The sequence below is a fragment of the Mariniflexile maritimum genome (genome assembly GCF_009746565.1).
In the GTDB taxonomy this organism is placed as follows: Bacteria; Bacteroidota; Bacteroidia; order Flavobacteriales; family Flavobacteriaceae; genus Mariniflexile; species Mariniflexile maritimum.
The window spans coordinates 236,057-255,749 of record NZ_WRPN01000005.1 but is presented as its reverse complement, the minus strand read 5'-3'; the positions used below and the strand labels follow the sequence as shown (position 1 = coordinate 255,749).

Genomic DNA, 19,693 nt, shown 5'->3' with positions numbered 1-19,693 from the left:
ATGGATACACGATTACAATTATAATAGACCACACAAATCACTTAAAAATAAAACACCAATTCAATACCGATTAAATGAATAAAATTCTATTTTTGAATGGATCGAATTTTGGGGAAGCTTACATTAGTAACTATCGAGCATTATACAGATTGGTTTAAGTCTGGTCCAGGTGGATCTTGGATATATACACACTCAACATTAAATTATGTATCACATGAATATGTATATGTTGGCGAAGAAAATAATAGTGGTCTTCAAGAAACTTATTTTCACGATCATATTAGTCCTAGTCACGGCGGCAGCTATAATAATCATGAAAATGAGGTTGTTTTAGAAGAAAATATATACTTAGACTTAAGTAATACTTCAAAAATAAATCCCACAGAGGAATTAAAATGCTTTGATTTAACAAAAAATGCTAAACTAACAGTTTATGTTCAACAACCAAAGGAAAACACTTCTGAAATTTATAGTAGCCAAAATGGTCCAGGTCATGCATTTATTGGACTGGAACAAAATGGTATTGTAAGGCAAATAGGGTTTTATCCCATATCATCTGCTAATGAAATTTTTGTAGGTGTTGGTATTGACTATAATTCTGAATTAAGAGATAATAATAACTACTTATACCACGTTAGCATTTCAAAAGACATAACAAGTTCACAATTAACTTCAATATCAAATTACATTAAAAATTTTCCAAAAACATACAACGTTAATAATTTTGCTTGTACTGACTTCGCTATCAAAATAGGAAATATGGGTGGAATGGGATTGCCATCGACCTCTGTTTCTTCATTAACCTTCAAAGGCAGAAGTCCTGGGCAATTAGGTCAGGAAATAAGAGCAATGAACTCAGATGGTATAAAAACTATCAATAAAATCAAAAACAATTCACCTAATAAAGAAGGCACATGCAATTAGTAAGCTATATTTCAAAAAATATATTAATTTTTAAAATTTATAAAATGAAAAAATATGCTATAATAATTTTAATTTTCGGCACAAATCTAGCCTCATGCCAAAAAACCCAACCAGAAAAAATGATTGAACAATTTGTTATCGATTTGTTTGACGATGAGATACAGCCTCAAAAAATAGTTGATAGCTACTTGGAAATTAAACCTGATAATGAAAATAGCCTATCTATTTCCGAAAGAAAAAAAGGGGCATTAGGAATTATTGATAAAGCAAGAAATGGAGAAAGCAAGGAACTCGGTTGGCTTGTACCAAACTACGAAATAAAAAACATACAAAAACCTCAAATTTTTTCTTTAAAAAAATACGGAGATTTGGATACACTAGGAATAAAGTTCTATACTAAGTACATTGATAACATTTACGTTTTATTGGATTCAGAAAAGAAAAAAATACTACAATATTTTCTTCTAAACGAAACTAATAACAAAATAGTATCCTTTAGCTTATTTATCAAATCAGACCAAGCGTGGTTTTTTGTTTATTAAAATAACTTAATTGCTTTTTAACGCCCCAAAAATATTTTTGGGGCGTTTTTTGTACCAAAGCAATTATACACAATAATAATCGTTATTTTTGCGACAAACTTTTTATAATTTGAACAAAAACGCGTTATATATACTATGGCTTCTTTCCTTTTTTTCAATGGGGTTTATTCATTCCCAAGAAAAAAAGAAAATAGAGATTGAATATGCTGGAAGGTTAAACGTTGATGAAGAAAACTATCCAGGAGCTAAAATTTTAACCCGAGACGAGTCGCAACAGGTACATATCATTCAAGGGAGCATCCACATGTGGAGCGACAAGGCCATTTATTACGGCGATGAAAATTTCATCCAAGCCTACGGAAACGTTCATTTAGTACAGGGCGATACGATTAACATGACATCAAAGTACGTTGAATACAGTGGCTTTACCCAACTAGCCTTTGCCAGTGGCGAGGTGGTTTTAACAGACCCCAATTCAACCATTTCATCAGACACCCTATATTTTGACCGTGTTAAACAGCAGGCATTTTATAAAGATGGCGGCACCGTTGTTAAGGACACCTCGGGCACCATAACCAGCAAAGTGGGAAGGTATTACATGGAACAAAAAAAATACCAGTTTGTTGATGATGTGAAATTGGTAAACAAAGATGCCACCATCAATTCCAATTACTTCGATTTTTATTCCGATACAGGTTACGCCTATCTTTACGGCCCTTCAACCATAACAACCACCGAAAGCAAAACCTACACCGAAAAGGGATTTTACGATACCAAGAACAAAAATGGCTATGCGGTAAAAAAATCTAAAATACACTACGATAACCGTATCATAGAAGGTGATAGCTTGTATTTTGACGATACTAAAAAATTTGCCTCGGCAACCAACAACATAAAAGTAACCGATACCATAAACCATAGTGTAGCCAAGGGCCATTATGCCGAAGTATTTAAAGCACAAGACTCGCTGTTTATTACAAAAAGGGCCTTGGTGGTTACCAAGCAAGAAAACGACTCCATTTACATGCACGCCGATAAAATAATGGTAACGGGCAAACCCGAAAACAGGATCGTGAGGGCATTTTATAACGCAAAATTTTATAAATCGGATATGAGCGGAAAAGCCGATTCCATTCATTCCAATCAAAAAACGGGCATCACACAATTAATTAATCTGGCCCGATTTTCATCTCAAGATGTGTTTTCAACCAAACGACGGCCCATTTTGTGGAACATAGAAAACCAGATGACGGGTGATACCATCCACATCATAGCCAATACAAAAACAGAAAAACTGGACTCTCTGCTCGTTTTCAATAACGCATTCATCATTAGCAAGGACACCATCAGCAAAGAAGGATACAATCAAATTTTTGGCATAAAGCTTACAGGCTTATTTAACGACGACAACAAACTGCGTAAAGTTGATATCGTTAAAAATGCTGAATCCATTTTTTATGCCAGAAACGATAAACAGGAACTTGTGGGAATCGATAAAGCCCGCTCCGGAAGCATTTCCATTCTTTTTGCCGATGGCGACATAGAAGAATACACCCGTTTCAACCAAATTGATGGCAGCCTTTACCCAGAATCAAAATATCCCGAAAAAGAAAAACGCTTAAAAGGTTTCGACTGGCGCGAAAATGAACGCCCTTTAAGTGTTGAAGATTTGTTCAAGGACGATGAACCGGTGATATTGCCCGTTATAAAAGGACTAGAGGATTATATCCCACAAGACAGTTTCTTTGATGAAGAATTACTGGAACGTGTGAAACAAGCGGGTCAAGGTTTTATTGTGAATAGGGCCGCAAATCATGTAATCAACTCGATGGGTTCATTTAATAATATATTAAAATCTGCAAATGAATTGGATGCCAGTGATTGGGTGGTGGGCAACTTAACCGTTACACCCAATGTAACCAAAGGCCCTGACGATCAAAAAACAGCCGATAAACTATCAAATAAAACCAAAAATGGTGGTTATATATACCAAGCAGTACCCAATTTAACGGGGAAATTTAAGTTTTCGGCATCTCTTAAAGGAAAAGGTAAGGTTTACATGCATCTACAAGAAGTTGGAAAAGACTATACCAACTATAAAATTGAGACAATTAACCTAACAGATTCTTGGGAAAGACACAGCATATCGGTTTTAAAAGACAATGATGGTAATAATTTCAGGGTGTATCTAAGCCAAACAAGCCCTTCAGATGAAATCTATGTTTGGGGAGCCGAACTAATTGAAATCCCTGATAATTAGAATTATACAACCATGAAATCCGATTTCCTAACATACCAAGCACAAACCTCGCCCTACCCCTTGGGCATGGAAGTTTCGCATGCCAGCGGTAGCTACATTTACGATACTCAAAATAAAGCCTATCTCGATTTTGTGGCAGGGGTTTCTGCTACGCCATTAGGCCATGGCCACCCTAAAGTGGTCCATGCCATAAAAGAGCAAGTTGACCAGTATATGCACGTTATGGTATATGGTGAATATGCCCAAAAAGCTCCCGTAGAGCTTACAAAATTATTGGCAAAACATTTACCTCCATCGCTAAGCAAAACTTATTTAACCAACTCGGGTACCGAAGCCATTGAAGGTGCGCTAAAATTAGCAAAACGTGCCACGGGCAGAAGCGAGATTATTTCTGCAATTAATGCCTACCACGGCAATACCATGGGCTCTATGAGTGTTATGGGCTATGAAGACCGCAAACAAGCCTTTCGTCCTTTATTACCAGATGTACGGTTTATCCATTTTAATAATGAAAATGACATACAACATATCACCACCAAAACGGCAGGGGTAATTTTAGAAACCATACAAGGTGGTGCCGGTTTTATTCAGCCTGAAAACGGCTATCTGGAAAAAGTAAAAAAACGTTGTGAGGAAGTTGGGGCTCTTTTAATTTTAGACGAAATACAACCGGGCATTGGCAGGACCGGTAAACTTTTTGGATTTGAAAACTACAATTGCACCCCCGATATTGTGGTAATGGGCAAAGGCTTGGGTGGCGGCATGCCCATTGGGGCGTTTACCGCTTCAACAAAGCTTATGGATTTACTGCAAACCAACCCAAAATTGGGCCATATTACAACTTTTGGCGGGCATCCCGTTATTGCAGCGGCGGCCTTGGCTACTTTAAAGGAAGTGACCGAAAGCCAATTAATGGCGCAAGCCCTAGAAAAAGAGCAACTTTTCCGTAAACTTTTGGTGCATCCATTAATAGAAGAAGTTCGTGGAAAAGGACTGATGTTGGCACTCATGACACCTTCGGCAGACATCACAAATTCGGTTATTTTGGGATGCCATAATGAAGGCTTGGTGCTTTTTTGGTTACTTTTCGAGCCCAAAGCGGTGCGCATTACCCCGCCATTAACCATCTCAAACGACGAAATTATTAAAGGTTGTGGCATCATTATTGATGTTTTAAATAAAATTCAACAAAAAACATAAACATACAACCATTTAATAACCAGATAATTATAAATGGTAATTTCCACTAAAACTACAAATGTTCATTATTTTGTTAAAAACATTTGATAATTTCGACTAAAAAAAAAGAATAGTAGCTTACATTTAATCAAAAAGAACCTCACCAATTTGCTTATGGAACTTAGTCATGACGACAACGATGATTTACCATTAACAAAGTTCGAATCGATGCTTAAAACAAACCATGTTTTATTTTTCGATTCAGAGGAATTTGAAAATATCATCCACCACTACCTAAACCAAGGAAAAATAGCCCTAGCAAAAAAAGCCATAAAGTTAGGTTTGGACCAACACCCTTCATCCATCAATCTAAGACTTTTTAAAGTAGAGATTTATGTGTTTGAAGACAAACTGGTTGAAGCCGATACGCTATTGAACGAGCTTTACAGGCTGGACCCCACAAATGAGGAAATATATATCCAGAAAGCCAATATCTTCTCAAAAAAAGACGAACACGAACAAGCTATTGAAGTTTTAAAAAAAGCATTGGAGCTTACCGATGATGTTGTAGATCTATATTCCTTAATTGGTATGGAATATTTGTTTTTAGACCAATTTGAAGAAGCCAAAACCTTCTTTATAAAATGTTTGGAAGAAGATGTTGAAGATTATTCGGCACTTTACAACGTTATCTATTGCTTCGAGTTTTTAAATGAAGTTGAAGGCGCCATAGACTACCTCAATGCCTTTTTAGACAAAAACCCCTATTGCGAAGTGGCATGGCACCAATTGGGAAAACAATATTACACGCTTAGAAATTACAAAAAAGCCTTGGCCGCTTTCGATTTTGCCATTATTTCCGACGATACATTTGTAGGCGCCTATCTTGAACGCGGAAAAGTTCTGGAGAAACTAAAACGTTTTGAGGAAGCCATTGAAAACTACAGCATCACCCTAGAGCTCGACGAACCTTCATCCTTTGCTTTGTTGCGCATAGGTTTTTGTTATGAAAAACTTAAAAATGACGACCTAGCAGTACAGTATTTTTACAAAACAGTCCATGAAGACCCAATGTTGGATAAAGGCTGGATTGCCATAACACGCTATTACAACCGCAAGCGCAACTATCAAAAGGCATTATATTACATTAACAAAGCCATTAATATCGATTCTGAAAATGTTATTTATTGGAAGCTCTATTCACAAATAAACCAACGCTTAAACCAATTTGAAGAAGCCGAACGCGGTTTTAAGAAAACCCTCGAACTAGGAAACAACGAATTAAATACCTGGTTGAGCCGTGGCGACTTATTAATTAAATTGGGCGAACCCGAGGCGGCCATATACAATTTTGAACAGGCCCTAGAATCCTATCCAGAAAACGCCGAGGTGCAATACCGTTTGGCAGGTTTGTTCTTTACTTTACAGGATATTGAAAAAGGCACATTCCATTTAAAAAACGCCCTTCGCAATAACGAGGAATATGCCTTTATTATTGATGAGCTTTTTCCGGAAGTTTCAAAAAAAATGCTCGTTAAAAATCTACTAAAAACAAATCAATAGGCAACCGTCTGGGTAAAAAAATCCATACCTTTGGTTTAAGCTTAACAACAAATCAATGCAGCGACGTTTAAAAGATTATGCCACCATCACATTAAAAGGTCTGGCCATGGGTGCTGCCGATGCAGTTCCGGGGGTTTCTGGAGGCACCATCGCCTTTATTTCCGGGATTTATGAAGAACTGGTCTCAACCATAAGCAACGTTAACGCAAATTTATTCAAAACGCTTTTCAACTCAGGCTTTAAGGCCTTCTGGAAACAGGCAAACGGCTATTTTGTTGTGGCGCTTTTAAGTGGCATCCTAATCAGCTATGTGTCATTTATGCGGCTTGCCAAGTATTTACTGGAAAACGAACCTGTTTTAATCTGGTCGTTTTTTTTCGGACTCATCATAGCCAGTATTTACTTTGTAGGCAAACAAATAAACACGTGGAACCTCCCTGTTGTTTTGGCCTTATTGGTTGGTACGGGCATAGCCTATTATATAAGTTCACTTCCTACCATGGCAACAAACAACAGTGCTATTTTCTTGTTTTTTGCGGGTGCCCTCGCCATTTGTGCCATGATACTTCCTGGTATATCGGGTTCGTTTATATTAATAATTTTGGGTGCCTATAAAACGTTAAGTGATGCCATTCACGATTTGGATATTAAAAAAATTGCGCTTTTTGTAGCGGGCGCGGTTATTGGCCTGCTTAGTTTCAGTCATGTATTAAAATGGCTATTTAAGCACTATCATAATATTACCTTGGCATTGCTTACCGGTTTTATTTTTGGATCGTTGGATAAAGTGTGGCCCTGGAAAGAAACCCTAACATGGCTTGTCGATTCAAAAGGGATAAAAATACCATTGTTGCAAAAAAGCATTTCGCCATTTTCATTTGCAGGCGATAATCAACTTCCGTTCGCCATTGCTTTAATGGTTTTAGGTTTTTTCACTATTTTTATTCTTGAAAAAGCAGGTTCAAAGAAACAGTAATGGAAAGCACCAGAACATTTAAGGATAAAGTTTTTCTAGTCTTAAAAGGATTGGGCATGGGTGCTGCCAATAAAGTACCCGGAGTTTCTGGTGGTGTGGTTGCATTTGTTGCTGGTTTTTATGAGGAATTTATTTATTCATTAAAAAAAGTTAACCAAAAAGCCTTTAAACTACTTATTAATGGGCGCTATAAAAGTTTTTACAATTACATAAACGGACGCTTTTTAGGATTGTTGTTTTTTGGGATGATTGTGAGCTACTTTAGCGTTTCAAAAGTATTGGACTACTTAATTAAGCACTACGAACTGTACGTTTGGAGCGTGTTTTTTGGAATGATCATAGGTTCCATCTACTACATCAACAAAGATTTTAAGGATTGGAACTATAAAACCTATACGGCCTTGGCTTTAGGCATTATTGGGGGCCTGAGCATCAGTTTTTTAAATCCTGCCAAAGAAAACGACAATTTATGGTTTGTGTTTTTTTGTGGCATTATTAGTGTTTCGGGCATGACGCTTCCCGGGTTTTCGGGGTCGTTTATACTCATCCTTTTAGGAAATTACGTGCTCCTTCTGGTCGATTCGGTAAATGCACTATCGGATACGTTTATTGATATTTTTAGTGGCGACTTTAGTTTTATCCATAATGCGCAAAGACTAAGAATGCTCAAGGTTTTAGTGGTATTTACTTTAGGTTCGGTGACGGGATTGGTAACGTTTTCGCACATTCTAAGTTATATTTTAAAACATTACAAAAGCATGACACTGTCTGTTATCATTGGATTTATAGTTGGCTCACTTGGGGTTGTTTGGCCCTGGAAAAAAACCATTTATAAGTTGGCAGATGACGGTACCCACCTTTTTGATTCTACCGGCACAAAAGTGGTAATGAATTACGAACGCTACATTCCGCAGCTTAACACCGAAACCTATTACGCCATCGCTTTTATTTTCCTAGGAATTGCGATTGTTTTGGCATTAGAGTATTACGGACAAAAAACAAGAAAAATCAATGAATAAATTAGGATTACTGGGCAGAAACATTTCCTACTCATTTTCAAAAGCATATTTTAAGAAAAAGTTTGAAAGCGAACATATTACCGATACAACTTACGAAAATTTCGATATAGAAACCATCGATTTGTTTCCTTCCATAATAAAAAACACCGCAAATTTAAAGGGCTTAAACGTAACCATTCCCTATAAAGAAGCCGTAATGCCCTATTTGGACAAGATTAACAAAAAAGCAAAAACAATTGGCGCGGTAAACACCATTAAAATTACAAAAAAAGGCAAGTTAATTGGTTTTAACACCGATTGTTATGGCTTTAAAAAATCGTTAAAACCCCATTTAAAACCACAGCATACAACGGCCCTTATTTTAGGAACGGGTGGCGCAAGCAAAGCAGTGGCATTTACATTTAAAGAACTGGGCATCGCTTTCGAATATGTTTCAAGAAACCAATCAGAAAACATAAAATTCACCTACAACACGCTATCCGAGGCCATCATTAAACAGCATCTAATTATTGTAAACTGCTCTCCGTTGGGCACGTTTCCAAACACTGAAGATTGTCCAAATATCCCCTATCAAGCCATCACCGAAAACCATATTCTGTTCGATTTAATTTACAATCCGGAAGAAACAAAATTCCTAAAATTAGGCAAACAGCAGCATGCAACAACCGTAAACGGACTAAAAATGCTTACACTTCAGGCAGAAAAAGCCTGGGCCATCTGGAAACTGCACTAAAAAAACCCACTAAATCATTAAAACCACATGAAGTCCTTTGTTAATAATAGACTTGTTAGTATCTTTAAACCTTAAAGTTATAAATGAACCTTAACATTTTTTAAAATGTCTGAAATAAACCATTTGCCCAAAGGAGAAGAAGAAGAAAACAAGCCCGTAAGTGATGCTGCACCCCTTGTTGAAGAACCCACGCAATTAGAAACCATGGATGCTGAAACCCCAGTAAACCAATCCGTTTCTGATGAAACTGACAAGCCCGAAACTACGGAAGAAGGCACTTCAACCAAGAATACGCACGAAGATGACGACACGGTTTTAAATGAAATTGAAGACTCCAACGCTGAAGATGCCGAAGATGAGGGCAATAAGGAACGGCACACCATTGAGGTAAAGGAGTATGATAAAATGTCGTTAGAGGCCCTTGTTCAAGAACTTGAAAAACTGGTTAAGAACGAGAAAATTCAGGCAATAAAATCGCATGTTGACGCCATAAACAGCGAGTTCAAAGAAAAATTCCAAGCCTTATTGGATGAGAAAAAAGAAGAATTTTTAAACGATGGCGGCAACGAAATAGACTTTTACTATGCCTCGCCCATACAGAAACGCTATAAAGAGGTTTATCACAATTATAGAAAAAAGTTAAACGAACATTACCAAAACCTAGAACAAAACCTAAAACAGAATTTAGCCGATAAACTTGAAATTATTGAAGAATTAAAAGGCCTAATTAATGTTGAAGAAAACATAAACACCACTTACAAACACTTCAAGGAGTTGCAAGAACGCTGGCGACAAACCGGCCCCATTCCGCGCGACAAATACAACAATGCATGGAACAGCTACCACCACCATGTGGAAATGTTCTACGATTTTTTACACCTAAACAGAGATTTACGCGATTTAGATTTTAAACATAATTTAGAACGTAAACTTCTTATTATTGAACGCGCTGAAGAATTGGCCAAAGACGACAACATTATGCGCGCCTTTAGGGAATTGCAAGAACTCCATAAAATGTGGAAAGAAGAACTTGGCCCTGTTGATAAAGAACATCGCGAAGCTATATGGGAAAAGTTTAAAGCTGCAACCAAAATAATTAACGACAAACGGCAACTATATTATCAAGAAATTGATAAGGTTTACGAAAATAACCTGGAAAAAAAACTAGAGGTTATTAACGCCATACAAGCGTTAAATGCAGAAGACATCAATTCACACAATGGTTGGCAGAAAAAAATAAAGGACATTGAGGCCTTGCGCGAAACCTTTTTCAGTATTGGTAAAGTGCCCAGCAATGTGAATGAAAAAACTTGGGCAAAATTTAAAGAAGCCGTTAGAAATTTTAACCGAAAAAAGAATTCGTTTTACAAAGGCCTAAAAAAAGACCAATACGACAACCTACAAAAAAAATTGGACTTAATTAAAATAGCTGAAGACAACAAGGACAGCGACGATTTTGAGGTTACCAGTGCGTTGATGAAAAAAATCCAGAACGATTGGAAAAAAATAGGACACGTACCACGTAAAGACAGCGATAAAATTTGGAAACGCTTCAAAAACGCTTGCAATGCCTATTTTGACCGATTGCATGCCACAAAAAATGCCGCAAACAAGGAAAGCTCGGACGCATTTAACAACAAACTACAACTTTTAGATGCCGTTAAAGAATTAAAACCTTCAAACGACAAAGACAAAGATGTTGAAACCGTAAAGGATTTTATAAACAAATGGAAAGAACTTGGCAGGGTACCAAACGATAAACGCTACATAGAAGGCAAATTCAACAAAGCCATTGAAGAATTTCTTTCTAGTTTGAAAATGGACAAGAACGAGGTTGAAATGATCAAGTTTGAGAACAAATTGGATACCATGAACGCTTCCGATGACAATAGGGATTTGGATAATGAACGCAATTTTATCAGAAAAAAGATTGACGAACTAAAAGCCCAAATAAACCAATTGGAAAATAATCTGCAGTTTTTTACCAATGTCAATGCCGATAATCCGCTTGTAAAAGACGTGCACAAAAACATTAAAGCACATAAAGACGAATTAAAACTTTGGAAGAGCAAACTAAGCAAAATCAAGGAACTATATTAAAACGCTTTAACAGGATATAAAAAAACGGTTTAAATAAAATTTAAGCCGTTTTTTTGTAACTAATATTTTGGGTAGAAAGCCATTATCGAACCAAACTAAAGTGGCCTCTATATGTTTTAATGGCTCCAGCAGCATCCTTCAACTGCGCTACAAACCAATAATCGGCTCCCCCAAGTGGCTGTCCGTTAAAAGTACCATCCCAAACCCCGTTTTTGGCATTTATTTGCTTGATTAATTTTCCATAGCGATCATAAATCGTTACGTTGGAAGCGTTGGAAAAATTAACATCAACACCTTTAACCTGCCACGTATCGTTTACGCCATCGTTATTTGGCGTGAAAAACCTAGGAAACCCAAGAACAAATACGTTCAATTGAGACACCCCACAGCCATTTTTATCCTTTACATAAACAACATGCAACCCTGCAACAACGTTGTTAAATATAGGTTCGTCCTTATAAGGGCCATCAAAAGCATCCAAAGCAAACTCATAATTGCCCGGACCCAGATTATTGTTTTGGTTGTTGATTATAATGGTGTTGTTATCGCTGTTTTCAATAATTGTAACATCTTCTAAACTAATTCTGGCTTTATCAGATTCTTGTACCAAAACAGTTTTAGGGGCCGAACTACAAAGTTGGTTTGAAGTGGCTACCACCGAATAAGTATCCCCACCACTAACTTCAACACTCATGGCACTACCTATAATTTCTCCCTTGCTGTTTTTCCACTCATAAGAATAATGATCTTTTGGGTTAATAACCTGTAAAACAATGGGAGCCGTTCCCGTGCAATAAACGGTTGTTCCAGTTACTTCAAATTCTGGGGCGCTATTTACCGTAAGCGCCACAGGGGTTCTATTGGGTGATGTACAATTGTTAAGTGTAGCATCCACATAATAGGTTTTGGTTGCGCTTAAACCAGAGACCGTAAAAGAGGCTCCTGTATGCAAAGAAACGCCACCCGTGGGAGCATCATACCAATTAATAGTGCCCTGTGATGCCGAAGCGAACAAAGTTCCCGGGCCTGAACCGCAAGCCACACCATCGGTTACATCCACTATGGTGGGAGTTGTCGTAACTGTGGCTACCACTGCCTTTCGTTCTATATTCGCACATTCTTTAATTCCAACATAATAAGTCGTGGTTCCCATAACATTTGGCTGAAAAACAGCACCTTCATACAATATCGAGCCTCCTGTTGAAACATGAAACCATGCCGCTGTAACGCCCTGAGAAACGGTCGCTTCCAGAGTAACCATACCGCCATCACAAATAGCATCGGCAGTAGTGTTTATAATAGAAGCTGTATAGATTTTTGAGCTTGTTGCGATATTCAAAATTGGATCTCCCGGCAAGCCACCATATTCAACAATATAGCCTTTTGGCTGATAATTATTGCCATTAATTAAGCTTCCGGTATTGCTTAAATCGTTCCAAGAACCTGGAATGCCCACTCCGGGCGCTGTAATATGCGCATAATCTTCATTTCCTGATTGGTTGGGTTCTGAAGTGTTCCAAAATGCAAAATTTGGAGAATAACCATTGCCATTGCCATACCAAAAAACAGTGCCACTTTCGGGTCCGGTAACCCATTTCCATGTGCCCTCGACCTCTTCATCCGAACCTCCTATCCAGCCTGCGCCTGCGGCCTGTTTTCCGCACAGTTGTGCTTCTTCCGCAGACGTTAAGGTTGCCAAATACCCCTGTAAACCAAAGTACGTTTTGGCAGCTGCGGCTATTCTTGCATTTGACCAAGTAATTGCTAAATCTGGGATGTATTGATAATAGTGCCCCGTTGAAGGCAAATAATTTGCATCGCCTATGGTTATTGAAAATTCTTTGTTTATGGGATTATTGCTGGTACTGTTAAAAAGTACGTTTTTTACGGCGGTCACCAAATCGGTATATGGAACCGTTGATGTGTTTCGATTTAAAGTTAACTTACCTTCTGAAGGAACCCATTGTGCTGTAACATTGGGATGGATGCCATCTAAAGTTAAAACATCTTCCCCTTGAACATATCCCAAAGACACTTGAATATAAACAGCATCAATGGCCGTATTATCGGGGTTGGTAATTGTAAAATCGGTTACTATATGAATGTCACTTTTTGGGCAATAGAGCTGATTTCCAGTTGCCGTTAAATTTTGCGACCACCCCATTGATACTGATAACAATAAAAAAACAACACTACATTTAAAGAGGCTTATATTTTTGAGCACTACGTTTAGTTTTGTATATAAATAAAATGATTTTTTTCTAATTATTTGAAAACATTTTGCCAATTAAGATAAAAAACGGCATTAATACGACTAAATGCCGATTGCTACATCTTAAAACCAGTATGGACATAGCTTATGCTTTTCGTTTTATAAAAAACTTAAACAGATTTGGTTTTATTACCATTGATTTTAATGGTATTTATAAACCTCAAAACCTTCTTTTACCGTAAAAAGCGTATAGTTACTTTTAAAAAACTCATCAACCTTTTCCCCATACGCTTCTTTTATTTGAAGTGAGTCGTTTTCAATCTTTAAAATGATTTTAGGGGTGTTGTTCATTAAATCTGAATACACTTTATGTCTATGTATATCTTCTTTAATAAAAATTAAATTAAAATAATTGCTGGATGACACCCTACTTGAGGCGGCCAAAGCAGAAATAAGTTTATCATCATCACCTAAAATATAAATATAATCGTTTTTGAAAGTATGCTCTTTTACCCAATATCCCATGTTTTTAGAAAAGGAGTCTGGTGGATTTAACAACAAGTTGAGGGTTCTATAACATTGTTTATAAGGAAAAAACAAAAAAGCAAGTATAATAAAATACCATAACAGGTTTAAATTCTTTCTTTTTAAATAAAAATGAGGAGCCATTAAATTACCCATTACCATACCACCCATTAGGGATAAAGAAGGAATAACCTGTTTAATTTGGTGTCCGTAATAGTATCCTGATGCGTTTACGCCTATAAAATCAAAAACGAACCACAGTAAAATACCGTAAAACAATGGCTTGTTGACCAATTTTTTTTGATAGAAAAACAAAAACACAAAAAAATAAAAAAATACAAATCGAGAACCTATTAACTTATCAAAAAAATGGGCGATTTGAATGCCAAAGCTAGACACTTTCGATCCCGAATTAAACAAGATCAACCAAGCGCCCTCTATATAATCGAGAAAAGAAACGCCATAAATAAATAGAATTAAGATAGATAACGAAATGGAAAGGATAACCCCTAGGAAAAATAAAGAAATTCCTAAGATTTTCTTTTTTATGGATAGGTGGTTTGCTGAAAACACCAAAAAAAACAAAACAACAGCCACCAATGTGGTAACCGCTATCTGTTTAAAACTAATAGCGATACCAATAAATATACCTGCCAAAAAAAGATCGTACTTCATTTTAGAACTACCCTTGGCCTTTATTATAAAGTAAAAAGCCAAAACAGAAAACAAAACCATAAACACCTCGGTATGCGCAAAATAGGAGCCATCGACCAGTCGCCAACTCATACTTAAACCAAAAATAAGCATGCAAAATATGCCTGCTCGTTTACTATGCAGCTTTTCGCAAATACAATAAAGTATAAAAGCGGACAATAAGGTGGCAAAAACTCCTAAAATTCTAATAACAAAGATGCTTTCGGCCGTTAAAAAATTGGCCGTGGCATATAGAAAAAATATAGCTGGTGTTTTATTTTCTACTGCTCCAGTATAAGGCGGAATGCCATGTTTGGCCCATAAGTTTCCCATGTAAGACCAAAGGTTTTCGTCATAACTAACTACAGGATTAAGTGAGTTAAAAACAAAAATTATAGATAAAATAACTAAAATAAGGTAAGGGTTTGTTACTATTTCAATTAGATTATTTTTCTTCATGGTGCGCATACAGTGTACTTTCCAAATATGTTTTTTAACGTAGCTATAAATAAAACCGTACTATCTAAAGATTACAAAAGACTAGCATTGATAATTCTAAATTGTTAGTTTCAATTTAATATTCCCAAAAATTCCGATTGAAACGTTAAATATGAATATCAACAAGCAATTAGTTAGTTATACTTTAATAAATGGAGAAATGTTACTGCAAAAATTTGGCTTCTTCCCAAAACACATCCATTTCAGACAAGGTCATATCTTTCAATGGTTTATTAAGGCTTTTGGCTTTTTCCTCAAGATATTGAAACCGTTTTACGAACTTTTTATTGGTACGTTCCAAGGCGTTTTCTGGATTTATATTTAAAAATCGGGCATAGTTCACCATGGAAAACAATACATCGCCAAACTCGCTTTCCATGGCATCATACTGTCCTTTTTCCACTTCATCCCTAAACTCTTGAAGCTCTTCGGTTACTTTTTCCCAAACTTGGTTTGGGTTTTCCCAATCAAAACCCACACCCGCTACTTTTTCCTGTATCCTATTGGCTTTTACCAAGGCTGGCAAACTTTTTGGCACACCTTCCAAAACACTTTTATTGCCTTCCTTAAGTTTTAAATTTTCCCAATTTCGCTTAACATCTTCTTCGTTATCAACCTTAACATCGCTATAAATGTGGGGGTGTCGGCTTATTAGTTTCTCAGAAATGCCATTGCAAACATCGGCAATATCAAAAGCGTTGGTCTCGCTTCCTATCTTCGAATAAAATACAATATGCAACAGCACGTCGCCCAATTCCTTTTTAATTTCCTGCAAATCATTTTCTAAAATGGCATCACCAAGTTCGTAGGTTTCCTCAATGGTTAAATGGCGTAAACTTTCCATGGTCTGTTTTTTATCCCATGGGCAACCTGCCCGTAACTCATCCATAATGGTTAGTAATCTATCAAATGCTTTTAGTTGGTCGGCTCTGGAATTCATACAAATTGTTTTTGTAAAAATACGATTATTAATGGTTTTTACTGATGGGCACAAAACAAAAAATCCAGCAAAAAAGCTGGATTTTTAGCAAACCTTGAAAAGATTTTTAAAGTTGTTAAGCGTTTTGCTTTTTTATAAGGTTTAGGGCAGAACCCTCGTTATACCAAGCAATTTGTGCTGCGTTATAGGTATGGTTCAATTTGATTAGATCTTTACTGCCATCGGCATGAACAGCTTCCAAAGTTAAGGGCTTATCGGGAGCAAAGTCCTTTAAATCGATGAAGTTGAAAGTATCATCTTCCTGTATTAAATCGTAATCGGCTTCGTTTGCAAACGTTAATCCTAAAAGACCTTGCTTTTTAAGGTTTGTTTCGTGGATACGGGCAAATGATTTTACGATTACCGCAGCAACGCCCAAAAAGCGAGGTTGCATAGCTGCATGCTCGCGTGAAGAGCCTTCTCCGTAATTATGATCGCCCACCACAACGGATAAAATATGGTTTTTCTTGTATTCGCGTTGCACATCTGGCACACCACCATATTCGCCTGTAAGCTGGTTTTTTACAAAATTTGTTTTCTTGTTAAAAGCGTTTACGGCACCAATTAAGGTATTGTTAGCAATGTTATCCAGATGGCCTCTAAAACGCAACCAAGGCCCTGCCATACTAATATGGTCGGTAGTACATTTTCCAAAGGCTTTAATTAATAATTTGGCTCCGTTTATTGTGTTTCCAATGGGTTCAAAAGGTTCGAGCAATTGCAATCTTTCAGAATCTTTATCCACTTTAACCTGTACATGGTACCCATCTTCTTCAGGAGCTAGATAGCCGTTATCTTTTACCTCAAAACCTTTCGGTGGCAATTCCCATCCTGTTGGTTCGTCAAACATCACTTCTTCCCCTTTTTCATTTATAAGTTTATCGGTCATTGGATTAAAATCCAAACGCCCTGCAATAGCGATTGCCGCAGTAATTTCGGGAGATGCTACAAATGCATGCGTATTGGGGTTTCCATCGGCGCGTTTTGCAAAGTTTCTGTTAAATGAATGAACAATGCTGTTTTTCGGGGCGTTTTTTGGGTCGCTATAACGCGCCCATTGCCCAATACAGGGGCCACAAGCATTGGTGAAAATTTTGGCATCCAATTTTTCAAAAACTTGCAGGATACCGTCACGTTCGGCAGTATAGCGAACTTGCTCAGACCCTGGGTTGATGCCCAATTCGGCTTTCATTTTAAGGCCTTTGTCCAATGCTTGTTGGGCAATGGATGAAGCGCGCGATAAATCTTCATACGATGAATTGGTACACGATCCAATCAAGCCCCATTCAACCGTCATGGGCCAATCATTTGCCAAAGCTTTTTCTTTAATATCCGTTCCAACAGTTGAAGATAGATCGGGCGTAAAAGGGCCATTTAATAAGGGGCCTAATTCTGATAAGTTGATATCAATTACCTGGTCGAAATATAGTTCTGGGTTGGCATACACTTCAGCATCGGCGGTTAAATATGATTTTACTTTATTTGCTGCATCGGCAACATCGGCCCTATCGGTAGAACGCAAATAACGCTCCATGGAATCATCATACCCAAAGGTTGATGTAGTAGCGCCAATTTCAGCACCCATGTTACAAATAGTGCCTTTTCCGGTACAAGACATGGATAGTGCCCCTGATCCAAAATATTCAACAATAGCGCCAGTTCCTCCTTTTACGGTTAAAATTTCGGCAACCTTTAAAATCACGTCTTTTGGAGCGGTCCAACCCGATAATTTACCGGTTAACCGTACCCCTATCAATTTAGGGAATTTCAGCTCCCAAGCCATACCAGCCATTACATCAACAGCATCGGCACCACCCACACCAATAGCTACCATGCCTAAACCGCCTGCGTTTACGGTATGCGAATCGGTACCTATCATCATACCACCGGGGAATGCGTAATTTTCCAGAACCACTTGGTGAATAATACCGGCACCGGGTTTCCAAAAACCAATACCATATTTGTTTGAAACAGATTCCAAGAAATTGAACACTTCGCTGCTTACGCTATTGGCATGTCTTAAATCGGCAACAGCGCCGTCTTTAGCTTGAATTAAGTGGTCGCAATGTACGGTTGTAGGTACTGCCACTTTGCTTTTTCCAGCTTGCATAAATTGCAATAAGGCCATTTGTGCCGTTGCATCTTGACAGGCTATCCTATCGGGCGCAAAATCAACATAATCCTTACCCCTTTCAAAAGCCTTGGTAGGCATGCCGTCCCACAGATGATTGTATAATATTTTTTCAGAAAGGGTTAATGGTCGCCCTACAATTTCACGTGCTTTATCAACGCGTTCAGCCATTTTGGTGTACACACCTTTAATCATGTCAATGTCAAATGCCATAGCTTCTATTTTAATTTTTGTTTAAAAGTTTCGCAAATTACGAAATTAATCCAAAGGTCTAAAAATAAACCCTGCAATGCAATAATTAAGGATAGTAATTTATTATAGTCACATTTTTAATTCATATAATTCTATTTTTTTTTATGAATTATATATGAAAAATGATGATTTAACAATGAAATATATGAAGTATTAGAGCAGGCTATTGATAATTTGTTCTTCGGAAACACCCTCGGCATCTGCTTTGTAGTTTTTAATGATGCGATGGCGCAGAATACTATGTGCTACGGCCTTCACGTTTTCAATATCCGGTGAAAACTTACCGTGGATGGCCGCATGGGTTTTTGCTGCTAAGATTAGGTTTTGCGAGGCTCTTGGGCCTGCGCCCCAATCGATATAATTTTTAACCAAGGTATTTGCAGAATCGCCATTAGGTCGGGTTTTTCCAACCATGGTTACGGCATATTCTATAACATTGTCGGCTACCGGGATACGACGGATAAGATGCTGGAACCCTAAAATTTCCTTAGCGGAAAAAAGGGCGTTTATTGTGGTTTTTGTATCGGATGTTGTAGCCTTAACCACCTGAACTTCCTCGTTAAAGGAGGGATACTCTAAATTGATGGCAAACATAAAACGGTCCAATTGGGCTTCAGGCAACGGATAGGTACCTTCCTGCTCAATGGGGTTTTGGGTAGCGAGAACAAAATAGGGCAATTCCAGTTTATAATGCTGGCCCGCAACGGTTACGGCGCGTTCTTGCATGGCTTCCAATAAGGCTGCCTGTGTTTTAGGTGGGGTTCGGTTAATTTCGTCGGCTAAAATGATATTGGCAAAAATGGGCCCTTTTATAAATTTAAAGTGGCGGTCTTCGTCTAAAATCTCACTGCCCAAAATATCGCTTGGCATTAAATCGGGCGTGAATTGAATGCGCTTAAAATCGAGACCTAAGGCCTGCGCTATGGTGTTAACCATTAGGGTTTTTGCTAAACCGGGCACTCCAATAAGCAAGGAATGGCCACCAGAAAATATTGAGATTAGCACTTGATTGACAACCTCGTCCTGACCAACGATGACTTTGGCAATTTCGGTTCTTAAATCTTTATATCGTTTTACAAATTGTTCAATGGCAGCTACATCCGACAT

General features: G+C 37.6%; 15 protein-coding genes. 10 read left to right on the top strand and 5 right to left on the bottom strand.

The window, feature by feature from the left end; all coding sequences use genetic code 11:
- The 10 genes from GQO80_RS15990 to GQO80_RS09380 all read left to right on the top strand — a co-directional run.
- A partial coding sequence (locus tag GQO80_RS15990; RefSeq protein WP_157208113.1) for an integrase core domain-containing protein occupies window positions 1-82 on the top strand: 82 nt, incomplete at its 5' end.
- A 14-nt stretch (window positions 83-96) separates the two neighbouring features.
- Window positions 97-924, top strand: coding sequence for a hypothetical protein (locus GQO80_RS09420; protein ID WP_157208103.1), 828 nt, complete (start codon window positions 97-99; stop codon window positions 922-924).
- Window positions 915-1,466 carry a hypothetical protein gene (locus GQO80_RS09415; RefSeq protein ID WP_157208102.1) on the top strand — a complete coding sequence of 184 codons (552 nt, stop codon included), beginning with the start codon at window positions 915-917 and terminating at the stop codon, window positions 1,464-1,466. Before GQO80_RS09420 ends, GQO80_RS09415 begins: the two co-directional genes overlap by 10 nt.
- Before the next feature lie 157 nt (window positions 1,467-1,623).
- Window positions 1,624-3,726, top strand: a complete 2,103-nt coding sequence (locus GQO80_RS09410) for an OstA-like protein (protein ID WP_157208101.1) — start codon at window positions 1,624-1,626, stop codon at window positions 3,724-3,726.
- Between the two features lie 12 nt (window positions 3,727-3,738).
- Window positions 3,739-4,926 carry an aspartate aminotransferase family protein gene (locus GQO80_RS09405; RefSeq protein WP_157208100.1) on the top strand — a complete coding sequence of 396 codons (1,188 nt, stop codon included), beginning with the start codon at window positions 3,739-3,741 and terminating at the stop codon, window positions 4,924-4,926.
- A gap of 153 nt (window positions 4,927-5,079) precedes the next feature.
- Window positions 5,080-6,468 (top strand): tetratricopeptide repeat protein, encoded by a 1,389-nt coding sequence (locus GQO80_RS09400; RefSeq protein WP_157208099.1) that lies wholly within the window; start codon window positions 5,080-5,082, stop codon window positions 6,466-6,468.
- A gap of 55 nt (window positions 6,469-6,523) precedes the next feature.
- Entirely contained in the window at window positions 6,524-7,444 is a 921-nt protein-coding gene (locus tag GQO80_RS09395) for a DUF368 domain-containing protein (protein WP_157208098.1), read from the top strand.
- Window positions 7,444-8,463, top strand: coding sequence for a DUF368 domain-containing protein (locus tag GQO80_RS09390; protein ID WP_157208097.1), 1,020 nt, complete (start codon window positions 7,444-7,446; stop codon window positions 8,461-8,463). The genes GQO80_RS09395 and GQO80_RS09390 overlap by 1 nt, the downstream gene beginning before the upstream one ends.
- Complete coding sequence (locus GQO80_RS09385) at window positions 8,456-9,196, top strand: shikimate dehydrogenase family protein (protein ID WP_157208096.1); 741 nt, start codon at window positions 8,456-8,458, stop codon at window positions 9,194-9,196. Before GQO80_RS09390 ends, GQO80_RS09385 begins: the two co-directional genes overlap by 8 nt.
- Window positions 9,197-9,301: 105 nt before the next feature.
- Window positions 9,302-11,296, top strand: coding sequence for a DUF349 domain-containing protein (locus tag GQO80_RS09380; RefSeq protein ID WP_157208095.1), 1,995 nt, complete (start codon window positions 9,302-9,304; stop codon window positions 11,294-11,296).
- Window positions 11,297-11,378: 82 nt separating this feature from the next.
- On the opposite strand, the gene GQO80_RS09375 is transcribed toward GQO80_RS09380, so the two are convergent.
- The 5 genes from GQO80_RS09375 to GQO80_RS09355 form a co-directional block, all read right to left on the bottom strand.
- Entirely contained in the window at window positions 11,379-13,460 is a 2,082-nt protein-coding gene (locus GQO80_RS09375; RefSeq protein WP_157208094.1) for an Ig-like domain-containing protein, read from the bottom strand.
- Between the two features lie 249 nt (window positions 13,461-13,709).
- Window positions 13,710-15,059, bottom strand: coding sequence for an ArnT family glycosyltransferase (locus GQO80_RS09370; protein ID WP_198037750.1), 1,350 nt, complete (start codon window positions 15,057-15,059; stop codon window positions 13,710-13,712).
- A 328-nt stretch (window positions 15,060-15,387) separates the two neighbouring features.
- Window positions 15,388-16,164 (bottom strand): nucleoside triphosphate pyrophosphohydrolase, encoded by a 777-nt coding sequence (mazG, locus tag GQO80_RS09365; protein ID WP_157208092.1) that lies wholly within the window; start codon window positions 16,162-16,164, stop codon window positions 15,388-15,390.
- A gap of 115 nt (window positions 16,165-16,279) precedes the next feature.
- The gene (locus GQO80_RS09360; RefSeq protein WP_157208091.1) at window positions 16,280-18,547 is read right to left on the bottom strand and encodes an aconitate hydratase; all 2,268 of its coding nucleotides are present in this window, start codon (window positions 18,545-18,547) and stop codon (window positions 16,280-16,282) included.
- A 192-nt stretch (window positions 18,548-18,739) separates the two neighbouring features.
- Window positions 18,740-19,693 (bottom strand): AAA family ATPase, encoded by a 954-nt coding sequence (locus GQO80_RS09355; RefSeq protein ID WP_157208090.1) that lies wholly within the window; start codon window positions 19,691-19,693, stop codon window positions 18,740-18,742.